Below are 16,625 nucleotides of genomic sequence, written 5' to 3'. Positions count from 1 at the left end.
TCCGGTTCGACGGCGGAGCCGTCCGGGCGGCACGCCCCGGGGTCGGGTGCGGCTCGCAGGTCGTCGCTCCGCGGGTGGGCGCGGTGTTCCGGGCCGTCAGTCGGCGCGGGCGTGGAATGCGCGGGGTCGGGTGAGGCCCCGGGGGCCGCGGCGGGTCGGAGGGGCCGCGGGACGGGGCCGGTCAAGGGACCGGGTGGTGCTCCGGGGCGAGGCCGGGGGCCGGGGAGGAGGGGGCGGGGTGCGGGGCGGACGGGGCGGGGCGGCTGCCGGCGGCGCGGCGGCCACGCGAGCCGGTACCGGGACGGAGGCGGAACGTGGCAGTGGCGTGATCCGTGCGGTGCAGGACGGCGCCGAGCACCGCACCGCCCGCCGCCTCGATCAGCTCGCGGACCCGTACCAGGTCGGCGCGGTGCACCGCCCGAGGGTCGCAGACCACGATCACGCCGTCCACCCGGTCGGCGAGCGCCAGCGCGTCCGCGTAGGCCAGGACGGCCGGGGCCAGCACGACGACGGCGGAGCCGGGTTCGTCGGCCTCGGCGAAGAGCCGGGTCGCCGGGGCCGAGGTGAGCGCGCGGGCGACGTTGCGTACCCGGCGTCCCGGGACCAGGTCGAAGGAGCCGGACTCGCCGGCGTCGACGGGCACGTGGAGACCGGCGGGCCAGCCACTCTCACCGGGTCCGGGCGAGCGGCCGCGGTTGGGCCGGGTGCCGTCCACCGCCCGCAGCCGCGCCGACAGCGAGGGCCTCCGCAGGTTCGCCTCGACCAGCAGCACCTCCATGCCCATCTCGGCGAAGGACGCGGCGACGTTGACCGCGACCGCCGCCGCGGCGTCGTCGCCCGTGCCGCGCGGGGCGACCACCAGCAGCCGCCGCCGCTCGGCGAAGCGCTCGTCGTGGCCGATCCGGAACGCGACCGCGCGGTATTCCTCGGCGAGCCGCCCGTCCCCGTTGTCCTCGGCGAGCAGCCCCACCCCGTCGCCGTCCCCGCGCCGCCGCCGGTGCGGCAGCGTGCCGAGTACCGGCGCGCCGAGCGCGCGGACGACCTCGCCGTCGGACCGTACCGCCGGGTCGAAGACCAGCCGCACCCACGCGGCGAGCAGCCCGAGCGCGACGCCCACCGCGCCGCCGAGGCCGAGCATCATCACCAGGCCGGGCCCGGAGGGCCCGTCGGGCTCCACGCCGGGCCTGATCACCACGCCGGGCGTGGTGTCCAGGGCCCGCAACCCGCTGATGTCGTTGTTGAGTTCGGTGATCCGGCCGAGCAGATTGGTCTGTACGGACACCAGCGTGCCGACGACCTGCGGGTCCTCGGCCTTCTGGATCTGCGCGAGCAGGTCGTTGCGCTGCCTGACCAGCGGGTTGAGCTGGGTCTGGTAGCCGGCCACCATCTTCTGGATGGTCAGCTCGGTCTGTGCCTCGCGGTTGTTCAGGTACGCGGCGGTGAACGCGTTGACCCAGGCCGCGGCGTCGTGCGCACTGCCCGCGGTGCAGGTGAAGCGCAGCACGAGGGTGTTGGGCGGGTTGCCGACCTGGAGGCAGTGCGCCAGCTCGACGGCCGGTTCCTTGACGAAGGCCGCAGCGGTGTTCGCGACCGTGCTGCTCATCGCGTTCTGCCGCTCGGTGCCGATGTTGATGCCCTTGTCCGCGGTGGCACCGGTGGTGAAGGGGTCGGCGGTCGCGGCCCTGACCATGATCTCGCTGGTGGCGGTGTACGTGTCGGCGCCGGTCAGCGCGAGGTACGCGCCGCCGAGCAGGCCGGCCAGCAGCCCGGCGACGATCAGGGCGCGGTAGCGGACGAGCTGCCGGAACTGGTCCCGCAGCGGGTCGGGTTCGTCCGGCGCCATGGCGTGCGTCTGCGCTCCGGTCATGTGCCCACCGCCCCCTCGATCTCCCCGGCCGCGTGCGCGTCCTCGGTGCGTGCGACCCGTGCGTCCGCCGGTCGGTCCGGTCCGGCCGCCGCCTCCGCCGCCTCCGACCGTACGTCCGGCTCGTCCGCCCGTACGCCGGATTCCCGTGCCCGGTCCCCGAGCGCCCGCTCCCCCAGCGCTTCCGCGAGCAGCGCGTCGATCCGGGCCAGACCCGCCTCGCGGCTGAGGTGAACGGCCGCGTAGACGGAACCGCGTTCGCCGAGTGCGTCCGCCCGGCCGGGGTCGGCGGCGAGCGAGCGGACCGCGTCCAGCAGGGCGTGCGGGTCCTCCGGGGGGACGACGACGCCCGCGCCCGAGCGGGCGACCTCCAGTGCGCTGCCGCCTTCCCGGGCGACGGAGGCGACGACGGGACGGCCGGCCGCGAAGTAGGAGGTGAGCTTGGAGGGGACGCTCATGTCGACCACCGAGGCCCGCTGGGTGACCGCGAGGACGTCGGCCGCGGCCAGTACCTCGGGGAACTCCGCGTCGTCGGCCGGCGGCAGGAAGTCCAGGTTGGGCAGGCCGCCCGCCATGGAGCGCAGTCGCTCGCGCTGGTTGCCGTCGCCCATCAGCACCACCCGTAACCGCGGGTCCAGCCGGGCGGTCTCCACCAGCACCTCCAGGCCCTGCTTGAGGCCCATGTTGCCGGAGTGCAGCAGGACGGTACGGCCCTCGCGCCAGCCGAGCCGCGCGCGCATCTCGGCGCGCGGGCGGGAAGGGGACGGTACGTGCGACCAGTTGGGCACCACGCGTATCCGGTCCTCGGGCACGCCCATCGCGGCGACCCGGGGCGTGAACGTCTCGTGGATGACGCCGACCAGCGCCGCGCGCCTGAGCACGTACCGCTCGACCGCCCCGGCCGCGCCCGCCGCCGGCCGGCCGCCGCGTATGCCGCTCTGCGCGGCAGCCGCGCCCATCAGGTCCTGCACGACGGGGATGAACGGCACCCGGAAGCGCCGGGCCAGCCGTGCGCCGATCACTCCGGCGGCCAGGCTGGGCAGTTGGGCGACCACGGCGTCGGGGCGGTCCAGCCCTGCCGGCGGGAACCAGCCGCCGGCCAGGACGGACGCCTCGAACAGCGCGCGCGTGACGGCGGTCTGCCGGGCCGGTACCAGGTGGCGGCGCCGGTGCACGCTCACTCCGCCGCGCTGCTCCTCCACCCGCCGCACGCCCGCGTACGCCGGGTCGAGCCGCCAGGACGGGTAGTGCGGCATGCCGGTCAGCACGTGCACCTCGTCACCGCCGGCCGCCCAGTGCTCGGCCGTCTGCGTCGCGTAAGGACCTATTCCGGCGTGCTCCGGCGCGTAGTTCGTGGAGACGAGCAGCAGCCGCCGACGCGTACGCGTACCGGAATCGCCCACGGGTGGTCCCTTCCCCCCGGAGATGAACAAGTGCACACCTTATCCGTTCAGGGGTTAGACTCCGCGACGCCGGGGAGCGTTGTACGACCGGACCGTACGACTGGGGGGTCGTCTGATGTCGCAGCGGGTGGGGCCGACGGTGCCGCGGGGGGCGCCGCCCGGTGTGCCGCGCCGGGTCGGCTACGCGCCGGGGGTGTACGACCTCTTCCACGTGGGCCACCTGAACATCCTCCGGCACGCGCGCAGCCGGTGCGACCACCTCGTCGCGGGCGTGGTCTCCGACGGGATGGCCGAACTCGCCAAGGGCAGGCGCCCGGTGGTGCCGTTGGTGGAGCGGCTGGAGATCGTCCGCAGCGTGCGGTTCGTGGACGAGGTGTTCGTGGAGACGGTGCCGGACAAGCTGGAGACATGGCGGCAGGTCGGCTTCGACGTACTGTTCAAGGGCGACGACTGGCGCGGTACGGAGAAGGGGCTGCGGCTGGAGCGGGACTTCGCCACCGTCGGCGTGGAGATCGTCTACCTTCCGTACACCGTCCACACCTCCAGCACGCAGTTGCGCAGGGCGCTGGACGCGCTGGCGGGACCTGGGGGCCCGGTGGGCCCGGTCAGCTCTGCCGAGGCCGAAGCGCGCTGAGCTCCCGGAACCACTTGGCCAGGAACGCGCCGAGAAAGAGCGCGTGCACGGCGAAGAGGGCCAGGTAGCCGTAGCGGAACGCGCGTTCGCTGCCGAGCAGCAGGAAGACCGCGCAGAAGACGCCGTAGTCGACCGGCAGCAGGGCGACGGCCCGCAGTGCCGAGGGGGCGGCGGCCGGGGTCCCGCCGGGGCTCGCAGGCCCGGGCTTGAGCTTGTCGGTCAGCAGCCCGCCGAAGAAGATCAGCACGGCGGCGAACTGGAAGCCGAGCGGCAGCAGCAGCCAGCCGTCGCCCGGCAGCGCGAAGTGCCGGTGGAAGGTGATCAGCACGGCCGCGTGCACGGCGGTGATCTTGGCGCAGTCCACGACGTGGTCCAGCCACTCCCCGGCCGGACCGCCTGCCCCGAGCAGCCGGGCGAGCTGCCCGTCGGCGGAGTCGAACGCGAAACCGATCACCAGCGCGGCGTACACCCCCACCGCCAGCTCCCACGACGGTGCCGCCAGCGCCACAGCCGCCACCGCACCGAAACTGAAGCCCGCACTGACCAGCGTCACCTGGTCGGGCGTCAGCCCCACCCGGTACGCCCCCGCCGCCAGCACCCGCCCGACGGGCCGGTTCACGTACCGCGAATAGAGGGACACCCCCTTGGCGCCCTTCTGCACCCCCCTCAGTTCCCGCAGCGCTGCCGCGAACCCCAGGTCTCGTACGGGCGCGGGCCCCTGCGGGGGGCCGGGGTCGGCGGCTGAAGCCGGTACGGGCGCGGCGGCGGGCGCACCGCCGAGGTCCGCCCCGGCGGCCGGTAAGGACGCCGCGTCCGCGATCGCGCCCGCCGCCCGATCCGACGCCCCTCTTTCCGACGCCGCCCGTTCAGGCACCGCTGGATCCGACGCCGCTGGATCCAGCGGCGCGGGGCCTGCGGCTCCCGCCACCGCCGCGTCCGGGGCCGCCGCCCGTGCGTCCGGCGCCGACTCCGGATTCCGCCCTGCCTTCGCCACGCGGCCCCCACGCAAGGTTCACCGAGCGCCGCCGTGCGCCGCTCCATCGGTCCCCCATGATGGCAGGCGGCGCGCCGAGGGGCGGGCTCGCGGGCCGGCCCGGACCGGGGCGCGCCGCACCACCGGTCGGGCGGAAGGTGCGCGCCGTACGGCCCGGGAAACCGGGCGAATCAGTCATCAGCTCTTAAAGTGTGCCCGATGTCCACGTCGATCTCCCGCCGGAACCTTCTGGTGACCGCTTCGGGGTCGGTGCTGGCCGGCTGCATGGACGCGCACCGCCCGTCCGCCGCCGCGCCCGCGTCCGCCTCACCCGCCGTCACGCCCTCGGACACCCCGACGGGTCCGAAGACCCCGGCGGGGCCGCTGCCGGCCGGGCTGCCGGACCAGATCGAGCACGGGCCGCGCGACCGGCCCCGCGTGGCCCTCACCTTCCACGCCCAGGGCGAACCCGAGCTGGCCGCCGCGCTGCTGGCGGAGGCCGAGAGGGCCGGCGCCCGGCTGACCGTACTGGCGGTCGGGACGTGGCTGGACACGTATCCGGAGCTGGCCCGCCGCGTGCTGGACGGCGGCCACGAGCTGGGCAACCACACCCAGACGCACGTCGACATCGGCGCGCTGGACGAGGCCGCGGCGACCGCCGAGATCGAGGGCTGCGCGCGGCGGCTGGAGCGGCTGACCGGTTCGCGGGGCCGCTGGTTCCGGCCCTCGCAGAGCCGGCTGACCACCGCTCTGGTGGTACGCCTCGCCCGGCGGGCCGGCTACCCGCACCTGCTCTCCTATGACGTGGACTCCCTGGACTACACCGACCCGGGTCCCGGGACGGTACGCGCCACGGTGGCCCGGGAGGCGGGTCCGGGCTCGGTGGTCTCCCTGCACTTCGGGCACCCCGGCACCGTGGCCGCTCTGCCCGGGATCCTCGACGACCTGCACCGCCGCGGTCTGCGTGCGGTCACGACCTCGGAGCTGCTGACCTGATGCGCCGCATGCTGAACCGCACCCTGCTCACCGCCGTCGCGCTGCTCACCGCCGCCTGTGGGGCCGCCACCACGCAGGCGAACCCGCCGCCCCGGTCCCCCGCCGGGACCGGGAAGACCGCCGAGAGCGCCGGCGCCGCCGTCCGCCCGCACCAGGCCGGCTCCCAGGGCCTGCCCGGCATGCCGCCGGTGCTCGACCCGAAGGACGTCTACGCCGCCGACCGCCCGAACGCCCTCTCCCCCGTGGTGCGGGACTTCCCGTCCCGGGTCTATGTGCCGAACACCGAGTCCGACACCGTCTCCGTCATCGACCCGAAGACGTACAAGGTGATCGAGACCATCCCGGTCGGCCGCCAGCCGCAGCACGTCGTGCCGTCCTGGGACCTGAAGACGCTGTGGGTCAACAACGACGTCGGGAACAGCCTCACCCCGATCAACCCGGCCACCGGCAAAACGGGCAGGACCGTCGACGTGCACGACCCGTACAACCTCTACTTCACGCCGGACGGGAAGTACGCGGTGGTGATGGCCTCACTCGACCGGCAGCTCGTCTTCCGGGACGCGCACACCATGGCGGTGAAGAAGGCTGTGCCGGTGAGCTGCTACGGCGTCAACCACGCGGACTTCTCCCTCGACGGCCGCTACTTCATCGTCTCCTGCGAGTTCTCCGGCGAGCTGCTGAAGGTGGACACCGCGAAGATGGAGGTGATCGGGCAGCGGTCGCTGCCGCTGGAGGACGCGATGCCGCAGGACGTGAAGATGTCCCCGGACGGCACGACCTGGTACGTCGCCGACATGAACGCGGACGGCGTGTGGGTGATGAACGGCGACACCTTCTCCGAGCCGGTGCTGATGCCCACCGGGAAGGGCGCGCACGGCCTGTACGTCTCGCGCGACTCGAAGTCGATGTACATCTCCAACCGCGGCGAGGGCTCCGTCTCCGTGCTGGACTTCGCCACCGGCAAGCTGACCCGCAAGTGGCGGCTGGACGGCGGCGGCAGCCCGGACATGGGCGGGGTGTCGGCGGACGGCAAGGTGCTGTGGCTGTCCGGCCGCTACGACGCGGAGGTGTACGCGATCGACACGGGCACCGGCCGTACGCTCGCCCGTATCCCGGTCGGCGCGGGCCCGCACGGCCTGTGCGTCTACCCGCAGCCGGGCCGCTACTCCCTCGGCCACACCGGCATCTTCCGGTGAGCGCGGCGGGCCGCCCCGGCTTCCGGCCGCCCACTCCAGGAGCTCGGGCGTCAGCCCCACGCCGTTCTGGGTCGGACTTCCTCCTCACTCCCTCCGCGGCCGACCTCGTCCCTCGGCCGCCCACTCCAGGAGCTCGGGCGTCAGCCCTCCGCGTCGCTCAGACCCTGAGCGCGCGGGCCAGCAGGGTCGCGGCGGTGGCGCGGGGCGCGCTGCCGTCGCGCCAGGTGCGCGAGGGGTGGACGGAGTTGGCCAGCAGCACCAGGAAGCTGTCGCTCGCCGGGTCGATCACCAGGCTGGTCCCGGTGAATCCGGTGTGCCCGACCGCGCCCCGCCCGGCCAGCTCCCCCATGAACCAGGGCTGGTCGGCCTCGAAACCGAGGGGCGCGCGGCTGCCGTCGGGGCCCGGGATGCCGCCGAGCAGGAGGTGTGCGGAGGCGGGTGCGAGGATGCCCGCGCCGGCGTCCGTGCCGGGGCCGCGGCCCCCGTCGTCCCGCGCTGCCGCGTCCAGCAGCGCCCGCGCGAACAGCGCCAGGTCCCACGCGGTCGAGAACAGCCCCGCGTGCCCGGCGACACCGCCCATCGCGTAGGCGTTCTCGTCGTGGACGACGCCGTGCACCATGCCCCGGTCGAGTTTGCCCCAGGGTTTGCGCTGGTCCTCGGTGGCGGCGATCCGTGGCAGCCAGGAGGCGGGAGGGCGGAAGCGGGTGTCGGCCATCCCGAGCGGGCCGGTGATGCCGTCGGCGATCAGGCGGTCCAGCGGGCGGCCGGTGATGTGTTCCAGCACGGTGTGCAGGAGCAGCAGGTTGAGGTCGGAGTAGCAGCGGGCGGTGCCGGGCGCGGTGAGCGGTTCCTCGGCAGCCAGCCGGGCGGCGCGCTGCTCCGGGTCCGGGAGGTCGTACAGCGGCAGTTCGGGGCGCAGGCCCGAGGTGTGGGTGAGCAGGTGGCGCACAGTGATGCCGTGCGCCGCGGCGGCGGTGAGCCCGGGCACGTACCCGGCGACGGGCGCGTCGAGCCGCAGCGTGCCCCGCTCGATCTGCTGGACCGCGGCGACCGCCGTGAAGAGCTTGGTCAGCGAGGCCAGGTCGAAGACGGTGTCGGGCCGCATCGGCACCCACCGCTCGCGCGGCAGCTCCACCCCGCGGTCGGCCGCCTCGTCGTACCCGGCGTAGCGCACCGCCCAGCCGATCGCCTCGTGCAGCGCCACGGTGCGGCCCCGCCCGGCGAGGGCGACCGCGCCCGCGCACCACGGATGCGCGGGCCCGTCGCTCAGGTACGCCACCAGCTCGGGGACGATCCGGTGCAGCTCGTCGGTGTCGAAGCCGGTCCCGGAACCGGTGCCGGGACCGGCGTGAAGCCCGGTGCCAGGACCGGCGTGGTGCCCGGTGCCGGGACGCGCCTGCTCAGGGGAGGTACCGCTCGACAGCGGCCGCGCCATGTTCCTCCAGTGCCTTGCGGGCCTTCTCGATCAGCTCCGGGGTGGGTTCCCGGCCGGAGAGCATCACCAGGTCCTCCGGATCCACCGGGTGCTCGGCCCCCGTGTGCAGGCAACTGTCGGCGGTCTTGAACGCCCAGGTGCGTTCGTCCGGAACGTCGGACTCCCGAACATCGGACATCATGTCCTCCCGATGGTCTACGGTCCCTCCACCGTACGCCGCTCCCGCACGCAGAGCCCGACGAAGGCGCAGACGGCGAGAAGTGCACAGGTCAACTGGGTCACCGCCATCGGCACCGCGCTGCCCTCGCCCGCGATCCCGGCCAGCGGCGCGACCAGCGCGCCCCCCAGGAAGGAGGAGGTCCCGATCACCGCGGACGCCGAGCCGGCGTCCTTCCGGGTCCGCATCAGCGCCAGCGCGTTGGTCGTCGGCAGCGTCAGGCCCATCGACGCCATCAGCACGAACAGCGCGGCGGAGATCGCGGGCAGCCCGGCCTTGCCGAACACACCGGAGGTCAGTACGACCAGCGCCGCGGCGGCCAGCGTGACCAGGGCGAGTCCGGTGCCCAGCACCTTGTTCATGTCCACCCGCCCGACCAGCACCTTTCCGTTGAGCTGACCGAACCCGATGATGCCGATGGAGTTCAGGCCGAACAGCAGGCTGAAGGTCTGCGGGGAGGCGCCGTAGACGTCCTGGACGACGAAGGAGGACGCGGAGACGTATGTGAACAGGGCGCCGAAGGCGAAGCTGCCGGTCAGCGCGTACCCGGCGAACGGCCGGTCGGCCAGCAGGCGGCGCATCGCGCCGAACGTGCTCGTCAGCCCGCCGCCGTGCCGCCGCTCGGGCGGCAGCGTCTCGTGCAGCCAGCGCCAGACGACGAGGGTGAGGAGGGTGCCGATCACGGTGAGGACGGCGAACACGCCGCGCCAGTCGGTGAGGCGGAGAACCTGGCCGCCGATCACCGGCGCCACGATCGGGGCGACCCCGGAGATCAGCATCAGGGTGGAGAAGAAGCGGGCCATCTCCACGCCGTCGTAGAGGTCGCGCACGACCGCGCGGGAGATCACGATGCCCGCGGCGCCGGCCAGACCCTGGAGCAGCCGGAAGGCGATCAGCAGTTCGGCGGAGGGCGCGAAGGCACAGATCGCCGTGGCGAGCACGTAGATGATCATGCCGATCAGCAGCGGGCGGCGGCGCCCGAAGCGGTCGCTGAGCGGGCCGACCACGAGCTGGCCGAGCGCCATGCCGGCCAGGCAGGCGGTGAGGGTGAGCTGGACGGTGGCCGTGGAGCTGTGCAGGGCGTCGGTGACCTGGGGCAGCGCGGGGAGATACATGTCCATGGACAGCGGCGTGAGCGCGGTGAGGCCGCCCAGGACGAGGGTGACGAGCAGGCCGGCGCGGTGCGGTGCGGCCGGGAGCGCGTCGGGGAACGAGGTGGCAACGGGTGTGGCGGGGGCGCTGGGTATGTGGGCAGGCGTGGTCGGCCCGGCGTCCGGCAAGGCGGCACTCTCCATCGGAAGTAGTTGAATCGTTCCTTATTCTTTCAGGGTGCACGGACGGTGCTACGGACGGGGGGCTTGGGCGGATGAGCGGCAGTTCGGGTTCGGGGAGGGTCCGTTGGGGGATCCTGTCGACCGGCGGGATCGCGGCGACCTTCACCGAGGCGCTGCTGACGATGCCGGACGCGGAGGTGGCGGCGGTCGCGTCACGCAGCGCGGAGAGCGCGAAGCGGTTCGCCGAGCGGTACGGGATCGCCCGCGCGTACGGCAGTTGGGCGGAGCTGGCCGCGGACGACGGGATCGACGTGGTGTACGTCGCCACGCCGCATTCCGCGCACCGGGCGGCGGCGGGGCTGTGCCTGGAGGCGGGGCGGGCCGTGCTGTGCGAGAAGGCGTTCACCCTGAACTCCCGGGAGGCACGGGAGTTGGTGGACCTCGCCCGGGAGCGCGGCCTCTTCCTGATGGAGGCCATGTGGACGTACTGCAACCCGCTGATACGGCGTCTGGTCCGGCTGATACGCGAGGAAGGGGTGATCGGCGAGGTCCGTCACGTCTCCGCGCACTTCGGGGTCGCCAGGGAATTCCCGCCCTCGCACCGGCTGCGGGATCCCGCGCAGGGCGGCGGCGCCCTGCTCGACCTCGGCGTCTACCCGGTCTCCCTGGCCCACCTCTTCCTGGGCGAGCCGGACGAGATCCAGGCGTGGGCCCGCCTCACCCCGGAGCGGGTGGACGGGAACACCGGTATCGTCCTCGGCTACCGCTCCGGTGCGGTCGCCACGCTGAGCTGCTCCCTGACCGCGGACACGGGCGCCCCCGCGTTGATCGCCGGCACAGCCGGCCGCGTCGAGATCCCCGACGGCTTCTTCCACGCGGACCGCTTCACCCTCCACCGCCCCGGTCTCGCCCCCGAGACGGTCCGCCTGACCGACGTCCACCCCGACCCCGACCGCTCCTCCATGCGCCACGAGGCCGCGGAGGCCATGCGCTGCCTGCGCGCCGACCTCCTGGAGTCCCCCGTCGTCCCGCTCGACGGCACCCTCGCGGTCATGCGCACGATGGACACCGTCCGCTCCCGCATCGGAGTCCGCTACCCCGAGGCCGACTGAGCCCCTCGGCCGAGCTCACCCGGGCGCGGCCGGGCCGGACGGTGCCGGCCGGCACCCCCGGGGGGCTACCTGGCGCCGTGGCCGGAGGCGATGGAGGTGATGCGGGTGGCCAGGTCGAAGTCCTTCTGGGTGAGGCGGCGGCCGGCCGCGTGGGTGGTGAGGGCGACGGCGAGGGTGTCGTAGCCGAGGGTGAGGTCGGAGTGGTGGTTGAGGTCCGCCTGGATGCCGGCGATGTGGAGGGCGAAGATGGCCGCGGGCAGGTGGGGGAGGCGGTAGGTGCGGCGCAGGGTCGTCCCGTCGTCGGAGACGGTCCACCCCGGGAGCGCCGACAGGCGGGCCTCGATCTCCTGGGAGGAGAGGGGGTCGGCGTATGGCATCGGGTGCCTCCTCGGGCCGCAGCGGGCAGGGAAAAGCAGGGGGACGAACCGCCATCCATCCGTATCACGGCCCGCACAGCGGTGCATCGCGGGGCACCGCCGACGGACCTCGCACCCGGGTCGCGTACGGACCCGCCGCGCCCACCGCAGCCGGCGCCGCGCACCACTCCGCCGCTCAGGCCCCGCTCGGCCCTGCCCGCGGCAACCGACCCGTCGCTCACACCGTCGTCACCGCGACGCCCGCCTCCTTGAACCGGCCCACCGCCTCCGCGGAGATCTCCTGGTCCGTGACGAGGGCGTCCACCGTCTCGATGTCGCAGATCCGTGCGAAGGCCCGGCGGCCGATCTTGGAGGAGTCGGCGGCGACTATCACGCGGTGCGCGCGTTCGGCGAGCTGCCGGTTGATGCTCGCCTCGTCCTCGTGATGGGCGTACGCGCCCTGCTCGGGATCGAGCGCGTCGATACCGAGGACGGCGGTGTCGAGGGTGATCTCGCGCAGTACGCCGCCGGCCAGCGGGCCGGTCAGTTCGTAGGACTGCGGGCGGGCCACGCCACCGGTCACCACGATCTTGATCTGCGGCCTGATGACCAGCTCGTTGGCGATGTTCAGAGCGTTGGTGACCACGGTGAGGACCGGCTGGCGCGGGGCGCCGTGCCCGCCGTCGGAGGCGAGGTCGCCGCGGAGTGCCAGCGCGCGGGCGACCTCCGTGGTGGTGGTGCCACCGGTCAGGCCGACCACCTCGCCGGCCTCGACCATCGAGGCCGCCGCCTTGCCGATGCGCTGCTTCTGGGAGGCGTGCCGGGCCGTCCGGTAACGCAGCGGCAGCTCGTAGGAGACGCCGTGCGCGACCGCGCCGCCGCGGGTGCGGGTGAGCATCCGCTGCTCGGCGAGCCGGTCCAGGTCGCGGCGGATGGTGGCGGTGGAGACCTGGAGGGCGAGCGCCGCCTCGTCGACCTCGAGACGTCCGCGGTCGGCCAGCAGATCCAGCAGCGCGGTCCAGCGCTCGTCCCTGGACACGGGTGTTCTCCTCGTCCGCTCGGTCCACCGCGCCGGGGCCGGCACGGTCTCGCGCCGCATCCGGCGCCAGGCTCCCGCCGCTTCCGGCGTGTGCACAGCGTCGCACAGTCTTGCCAACCGGTCAGCGCGTCACCCGTCGGATGCTTGAAGTTGCCTCATATCTGCGTTAACGATGCACTGTCGCTCATTCACGGCGCCCAGGGCTGCGTAGTACTCAGCGCGCCCCCGCACGTCCCCGCTCAGCAGAGGAGTCCCCCGTGCCACGATCCAGCCACGGCCGGTACCGCCTCACCCGGTACCGCCTCACCCGGTACCGCCCCGCGCTGACCGCCCTCGCCGCGGTCCTGCTCTGCCTGCCGCTCAGCACGGCGGTCCCGGCCGCGAGCGCCACCGCCACCGGAGCCGCCACCGCCACCGGAGCCGGAGCCGAACCGGCCGCTCCCCAGCCCCTCGCCCTCACCCCGCCCATGGGCTGGAACGACTGGGCCCACTACCAGTGCGGCGTCACCGAGCAGATCGTCACCGCCAACGCCGACGCCCTGGTCGCCACCGGTCTCGCCGCCAAGGGCTACGACACGGTGACCGTGGACGACTGCTGGATGACCACCTCCCGCGCCGCCGACGGCACGCTGGTGGCCGACCCGGTGAAGTTCCCGCACGGCATGGCCTGGCTCGGCTCGTACCTGCACGCGCGGGGGCTGAAGTTCGGGATCTACGAGGACGCCGGGTGGCGTACCTGCGGCGGTTACCCGGGAAGCGGCCGGCCCCAGGGCGGCGGCGCCGACCACTTCGCGCAGGACGCGGCCTCGTACGCCGCCTGGGGCGTGGACTACCTCAAACTGGACGGGTGCAGCGTCCACGTCCCCCCGGGCCTGACCAAGGAGCAGGCGTACCGGGAGGCGTACCGGGCCCAGGCCGCGGCCCTGCGCGGAACCGGCCGCGACATCGTGTTCTCCGAGTCGGCCCCGGCCTACTTCCAGAGCGGCGAGTGGGGGAACCCGACCTGGTTCGGCGTGCTCTCCTGGACCGGCTCGTACGGCCAACTGTGGCGTGAGGGAACGGACATCGTGGTGTACGACCCCGCGCGGCCGGACGCGAGCCGCTGGCCGAGCGTGCTGCGCAACTACGGCTACAACCGCTGGATCGGCCGTTACGCCTCGCCCGGCCACTGGAACGACCCGGACTTCCTGATCGCCGGCGCGGGCGGCCTCACCGACGACGAGTCGCGCAGCCAGGTCGCCCTGTGGTCGATGATGGCCGCGCCGCTGATCCTCTCCTCGGACGTGGGCCGGCTCACCCCCGCCGCGCTGTCCGCGCTGGGCAACACCGATCTCATCGCCGTCGATCAGGACCTCCTCGGCCGGCAGGCGGGCGTGGTGTCCAGCTCCGCCACCGCCGACGTGCTGGCCAGGCCGCTGGCGGACGGCGACCGGGCGGTGGCGGTCCTCAACCGCGCCGCCACCGTGCGGACCGTCACCACCCCGCTGGCCGACATCGGCCTGCCCGGCTGCACGGTGACCGCGAAGGATCTGTGGACCGGCGCCCGGTCCACGGTAGGCGACGGCGGTCTGACGGCCACGATTCCCGCGCACGGCACCGCGATCTGGCGTCTCACGCCCGGCCGCGGCTGCGGCGCCGCCGTCCCGACCGGCCAGCTCACCGGCAACGGTGCCAAGTGCGCGCACGTCACCGGCGGCGGCTCGGCCGACGGCACCCCGGTGACCCTCGCCACCTGCACCGGCGCCGCCGACCAGCGCTGGACCGCCGGACGCGACCGCACCCTGCGCTCCCTGGGCACGTGTCTGACCGCGAGCGGCACCGAGGCGGGCAGCCCCGCCGTCCTGTCCACCTGCACCGGCGCCGCCACGCAGCGCTGGACCGCGCGGCCCGACGGCACCCTGGTCAACGCCGCGTCCGCCCACTGCCTGGACGTCCGGGGCGGCGGCACCGCCGACCTCACTGCACTCGTCACATGGCCCTGCGGGACGATGCAGGCCAACCAGGTCTGGTCGCTGCCCGCCTGACGACCGGTCCGGACGGGCGGTGACGGCCCGGGGGTCATGCCCCGGGCCGGCGCCGCGTGATCGGCGAGCACGCGCTCGTGCAGCGCGGTCACCGAAGCGCGGCGTGCGGCGCGGGCCGGCGCGGGCGGCCCGCGCCATCTCGCGACGGCCCTGCTCCGCGGCTGCTCGCCGGATCAGGTGTCGAGGGGGATGCGCAGGGCGACGCTGCCGCGGAGGTCGAGCCACGCGGCGTCCGGGCCGCGGACCAGGCGGAGGACGACGTGGCCGCAGTCGGGGCAGCGCGCCACCAGGCCCGGCGCCCGGGTGTAGACGCGCAGCCGGGCCACCGGGCCGGTGTTCCCGCAGCCGACGCACCGGCCGGACGCGGCGGTGAGGTCGACGGCGAAGATCTCCGAGAGGGGGCCGGCCAGGACGTTGCCGTCCTGATAGACGTCCTCGGGGGCGGGCGCGGCAGCGGGGGCGGCGGGCGACGTGGCGGGTCCGGGGTGCGGACGGCGGTCGGTGCGGCGGTCGGTGTGGGGGGTCATCTCAGCCTCCGGTGGGTCCGAAGCGTTCAGTACGGATACGCGCCGGATCGTGGCCGAGGTCGACCAGCAGGTCGGCGGCGGCCTCCACGAATCCGGTCGGCCCGCAGACGTAGACCGCGGGTGCGGACTCCGGCGGCCGGCCGTCGCGCGGCAGGTCCTCGGCGGTGACACGGCGGGGCGGGCGCCGCCAGCCGTCAGGCGTGGCGCGGGTGAACAGCCAGGAGACCTCCAGGCCGGGGTCGCCGCGGCTCAGCTCGGGCAGGTAGAGCCGGTCACCGGGCGTGCGTACCGAGTGGATCAGCCGGAACGGGACGCGGCCGCCGACGGCGCGCCGGGTACGGATCATCGCCATCAGCGGCACCAGCCCGGAACCGCCCGCCACCAGCAGCACCGGCTCGGTCTGCGTGGGCCGCCACACGAACCAGCCGCCCACCGGGCCGCGCAGTTCGACCTGGTCGCCGACGGCCAGGTCGCCCACGAGGTACGGGGAGACCTCACCGTCGGCCACGCGCTGCACGGTCAGCTCGACGCGGCCGGTGTCGGGCGCGGAGGCCAGCGAGTAGCTGCGCTGCGCGGTGTAGCCGTCCTCGGCGGTCAGCCGGACGTCGACATGCTGGCCGGGCAGGTGGCCCGGCCAGCCCGAGACGTCGAAGACGAGGGTGCGGGCGGCGGGGTTCTCGTCCCGCCACCCGGCCAGGGTCGCCGGCTGCCAGCGCAGCCGGTCGCCTAGTCGCCTTGGTACCGCTGCTCGCGCCATGGGTCTCCGTACTCGTGGTAACCGGCGCCCTCCCAGAAGCCCGGTTCGTCCTCGAGGAGCAACTCGATCCCGCGCACCCACTTCGCCGACTTCCACAGGTACAGGTGCGGGACCAGCAGGCGGGCCGGGCCGCCGTGCTCGGGGGGCAGGTCCGCGCCGTCGTAGCCGTACGCGATCCAGGCCCGGCCGTCCAGCAGATCCTCCAGCGGCAGGTTCGTGGTGTAGCCGCCGTACGAGTGCACCAGGGCGAATTCCGCGACCGTCTCCACGTCGGCGAACAGCAGATCGAGCGAGACGCCCTGCCACTCGGTGTCGAACTTGGACCACTTGGTCACGCAGTGCAGGTCCACCGTGGGGCGCTCGGACGGCAGCGCCATCAGCTCGGCCCACGTCCACCGGTGCCGGGCGCCGGTCTCGGCGGCGATCGTGAACTCCCAGTCCTCCCGGGCGATCCGCGGGGTCGGGCCGGCCGACAGCACCGGGAAGTCGTAGGTCTCGTACTGCCCCGGAGGCAGCTTGTGCTCCGACTCGCGCGGCCTGCCGCGAAAACCCCGGGAAATGATGCTCACGGTGCCAAACCCTTCATGTCCAAGGCCGCGGTCACGGCCCTCCCCGCTGCCCGCCGAGCGACGCGCGAGGCGGTTCCCCCACACCCGGCGCACGCCCACCCCCGCTCTCACCAGTACACCGCGCTCCCGCCGTCGCCGCTCGTCAACCGCCCCGCGGCTGCGGCCTCGGTGCCGGCCGGGTCGCGGGTCGCCGGAGTCCGGCTCGCCGCTCGCGCGGCGGGACAGCGGTTCACCGGGGTGACCGACCAG

Annotated in this window: 16 protein-coding genes; 5 read left to right on the top strand and 11 right to left on the bottom strand. The window is 74.2% G+C overall.

The window, feature by feature from the left end; translation table 11 throughout:
• Positions 1 to 181: 181 nt before the first annotated feature.
• On the bottom strand, positions 182 to 1,867 hold the full coding sequence (locus VIW71_RS18650; RefSeq protein WP_331623479.1) for a lipopolysaccharide biosynthesis protein: 1,686 nt from the start codon (positions 1,865 to 1,867) through the stop codon (positions 182 to 184).
• On the bottom strand, positions 1,864 to 3,267 hold the full coding sequence (locus VIW71_RS18645) for a glycosyltransferase family 4 protein (RefSeq protein ID WP_331623478.1): 1,404 nt from the start codon (positions 3,265 to 3,267) through the stop codon (positions 1,864 to 1,866). Before VIW71_RS18645 ends, VIW71_RS18650 begins: the two co-directional genes overlap by 4 nt.
• 115 nt (positions 3,268 to 3,382) lie before the next feature.
• Here VIW71_RS18645 and VIW71_RS18640 point away from each other — a divergent pair, with 115 nt between their 5' ends.
• Positions 3,383 to 3,901, top strand: coding sequence for an adenylyltransferase/cytidyltransferase family protein (locus VIW71_RS18640; RefSeq protein ID WP_331623477.1), 519 nt, complete (start codon positions 3,383 to 3,385; stop codon positions 3,899 to 3,901).
• Here the strand turns inward: VIW71_RS18640 and VIW71_RS18635 are convergent.
• Positions 3,873 to 4,598, bottom strand: coding sequence for a CDP-alcohol phosphatidyltransferase family protein (locus tag VIW71_RS18635; RefSeq protein ID WP_331623494.1), 726 nt, complete (start codon positions 4,596 to 4,598; stop codon positions 3,873 to 3,875). The genes VIW71_RS18640 and VIW71_RS18635 overlap by 29 nt on opposite strands.
• Positions 4,599 to 5,093: 495 nt before the next feature.
• Here VIW71_RS18635 and VIW71_RS18630 point away from each other — a divergent pair, with 495 nt between their 5' ends.
• Positions 5,094 to 5,870: a polysaccharide deacetylase family protein gene (locus VIW71_RS18630; RefSeq protein ID WP_331623476.1), complete on the top strand. Its 777-nt coding sequence runs from the start codon at positions 5,094 to 5,096 to the stop codon at positions 5,868 to 5,870.
• Positions 5,871 to 5,878: 8 nt separating this feature from the next.
• Entirely contained in the window at positions 5,879 to 7,066 is a 1,188-nt protein-coding gene (locus VIW71_RS18625) for a YncE family protein (protein WP_331623475.1), read from the top strand.
• A 157-nt stretch (positions 7,067 to 7,223) separates the two neighbouring features.
• Here VIW71_RS18625 and VIW71_RS18620 read toward each other — a convergent pair whose 3' ends face one another.
• Genes VIW71_RS18620 through VIW71_RS18610 form a run of 3 tightly spaced genes read right to left on the bottom strand, consistent with a single transcriptional unit; the run spans position 7,224 to position 10,013 of the window.
• Positions 7,224 to 8,501: a serine hydrolase domain-containing protein gene (locus VIW71_RS18620; protein WP_331623474.1), complete on the bottom strand. Its 1,278-nt coding sequence runs from the start codon at positions 8,499 to 8,501 to the stop codon at positions 7,224 to 7,226.
• A complete protein-coding gene (locus VIW71_RS18615) occupies positions 8,467 to 8,682 on the bottom strand; it encodes a hypothetical protein (RefSeq protein ID WP_414720779.1) in 216 nt (71 codons plus the stop codon). Before VIW71_RS18615 ends, VIW71_RS18620 begins: the two co-directional genes overlap by 35 nt.
• A gap of 14 nt (positions 8,683 to 8,696) precedes the next feature.
• The gene (locus VIW71_RS18610) at positions 8,697 to 10,013 is read right to left on the bottom strand and encodes a multidrug effflux MFS transporter (RefSeq protein ID WP_331623473.1); all 1,317 of its coding nucleotides are present in this window, start codon (positions 10,011 to 10,013) and stop codon (positions 8,697 to 8,699) included.
• A gap of 71 nt (positions 10,014 to 10,084) precedes the next feature.
• Here VIW71_RS18610 and VIW71_RS18605 point away from each other — a divergent pair, with 71 nt between their 5' ends.
• The gene (locus VIW71_RS18605) at positions 10,085 to 11,104 is read left to right on the top strand and encodes a Gfo/Idh/MocA family protein (protein ID WP_331623472.1); all 1,020 of its coding nucleotides are present in this window, start codon (positions 10,085 to 10,087) and stop codon (positions 11,102 to 11,104) included.
• A gap of 65 nt (positions 11,105 to 11,169) precedes the next feature.
• Here VIW71_RS18605 and VIW71_RS18600 read toward each other — a convergent pair whose 3' ends face one another.
• Positions 11,170 to 11,481 carry a 4a-hydroxytetrahydrobiopterin dehydratase gene (locus tag VIW71_RS18600; protein WP_331623471.1) on the bottom strand — a complete coding sequence of 104 codons (312 nt, stop codon included), beginning with the start codon at positions 11,479 to 11,481 and terminating at the stop codon, positions 11,170 to 11,172.
• A gap of 217 nt (positions 11,482 to 11,698) precedes the next feature.
• Positions 11,699 to 12,499: a DeoR/GlpR family DNA-binding transcription regulator gene (locus VIW71_RS18595; protein WP_331623470.1), complete on the bottom strand. Its 801-nt coding sequence runs from the start codon at positions 12,497 to 12,499 to the stop codon at positions 11,699 to 11,701.
• Positions 12,500 to 12,756: 257 nt separating this feature from the next.
• Between VIW71_RS18595 and VIW71_RS18590 the strand changes: the two genes are divergently transcribed.
• Positions 12,757 to 14,523 carry a ricin-type beta-trefoil lectin domain protein gene (locus VIW71_RS18590; RefSeq protein ID WP_331623469.1) on the top strand — a complete coding sequence of 589 codons (1,767 nt, stop codon included), beginning with the start codon at positions 12,757 to 12,759 and terminating at the stop codon, positions 14,521 to 14,523.
• A gap of 173 nt (positions 14,524 to 14,696) precedes the next feature.
• On the opposite strand, the gene VIW71_RS18585 is transcribed toward VIW71_RS18590, so the two are convergent.
• Genes VIW71_RS18585 through VIW71_RS18575 form a run of 3 tightly spaced genes read right to left on the bottom strand, consistent with a single transcriptional unit; the run spans position 14,697 to position 16,376 of the window.
• Entirely contained in the window at positions 14,697 to 15,050 is a 354-nt protein-coding gene (locus tag VIW71_RS18585; RefSeq protein WP_331623468.1) for a DUF6510 family protein, read from the bottom strand.
• Position 15,051: 1 nt separating this feature from the next.
• Complete coding sequence (locus VIW71_RS18580) at positions 15,052 to 15,807, bottom strand: ferredoxin reductase (protein WP_331623467.1); 756 nt, start codon at positions 15,805 to 15,807, stop codon at positions 15,052 to 15,054.
• Positions 15,777 to 16,376: a sulfite oxidase-like oxidoreductase gene (locus VIW71_RS18575; RefSeq protein ID WP_331623466.1), complete on the bottom strand. Its 600-nt coding sequence runs from the start codon at positions 16,374 to 16,376 to the stop codon at positions 15,777 to 15,779. The genes VIW71_RS18580 and VIW71_RS18575 overlap by 31 nt, the downstream gene beginning before the upstream one ends.
• Between the last annotated feature and the right edge of the window lie 249 nt (positions 16,377 to 16,625).

Origin of the sequence: Streptomyces sp. (genome assembly GCF_036524955.1) — a bacterium.
GTDB lineage: Bacteria > Actinomycetota > Actinomycetes > Streptomycetales > Streptomycetaceae > Actinacidiphila.
This window is presented reverse-complemented; position numbering and strand designations above follow the sequence as displayed.

Bases quoted from the DNA above. Each gene is read 5' to 3' on its own strand.
- VIW71_RS18625 (WP_331623475.1), top strand. From the start codon at position 5,879: ATGCTGAACCGCACCCTGCTCACCGCCGTCGCGCTGCTCACCGCCGCC.
- VIW71_RS18650 (WP_331623479.1), bottom strand. From the start codon at position 1,867: ATGACCGGAGCGCAGACGCACGCCATGGCGCCGGACGAACCCGACCCG.
- VIW71_RS18640 (WP_331623477.1), top strand. From the start codon at position 3,383: ATGTCGCAGCGGGTGGGGCCGACGGTGCCGCGGGGGGCGCCGCCCGGT.
- VIW71_RS18610 (WP_331623473.1), bottom strand. From the start codon at position 10,013: ATGGAGAGTGCCGCCTTGCCGGACGCCGGGCCGACCACGCCTGCCCAC.
- VIW71_RS18585 (WP_331623468.1), bottom strand. From the start codon at position 15,050: ATGACCCCCCACACCGACCGCCGCACCGACCGCCGTCCGCACCCCGGA.
- VIW71_RS18600 (WP_331623471.1), bottom strand. From the start codon at position 11,481: ATGCCATACGCCGACCCCCTCTCCTCCCAGGAGATCGAGGCCCGCCTG.
- VIW71_RS18620 (WP_331623474.1), bottom strand. From the start codon at position 8,501: ATGGCGCGGCCGCTGTCGAGCGGTACCTCCCCTGAGCAGGCGCGTCCC.
- VIW71_RS18605 (WP_331623472.1), top strand. From the start codon at position 10,085: ATGAGCGGCAGTTCGGGTTCGGGGAGGGTCCGTTGGGGGATCCTGTCG.
- VIW71_RS18630 (WP_331623476.1), top strand. From the start codon at position 5,094: ATGTCCACGTCGATCTCCCGCCGGAACCTTCTGGTGACCGCTTCGGGG.
- VIW71_RS18580 (WP_331623467.1), bottom strand. From the start codon at position 15,807: ATGGCGCGAGCAGCGGTACCAAGGCGACTAGGCGACCGGCTGCGCTGG.
- VIW71_RS18615 (WP_414720779.1), bottom strand. From the start codon at position 8,682: ATGATGTCCGATGTTCGGGAGTCCGACGTTCCGGACGAACGCACCTGG.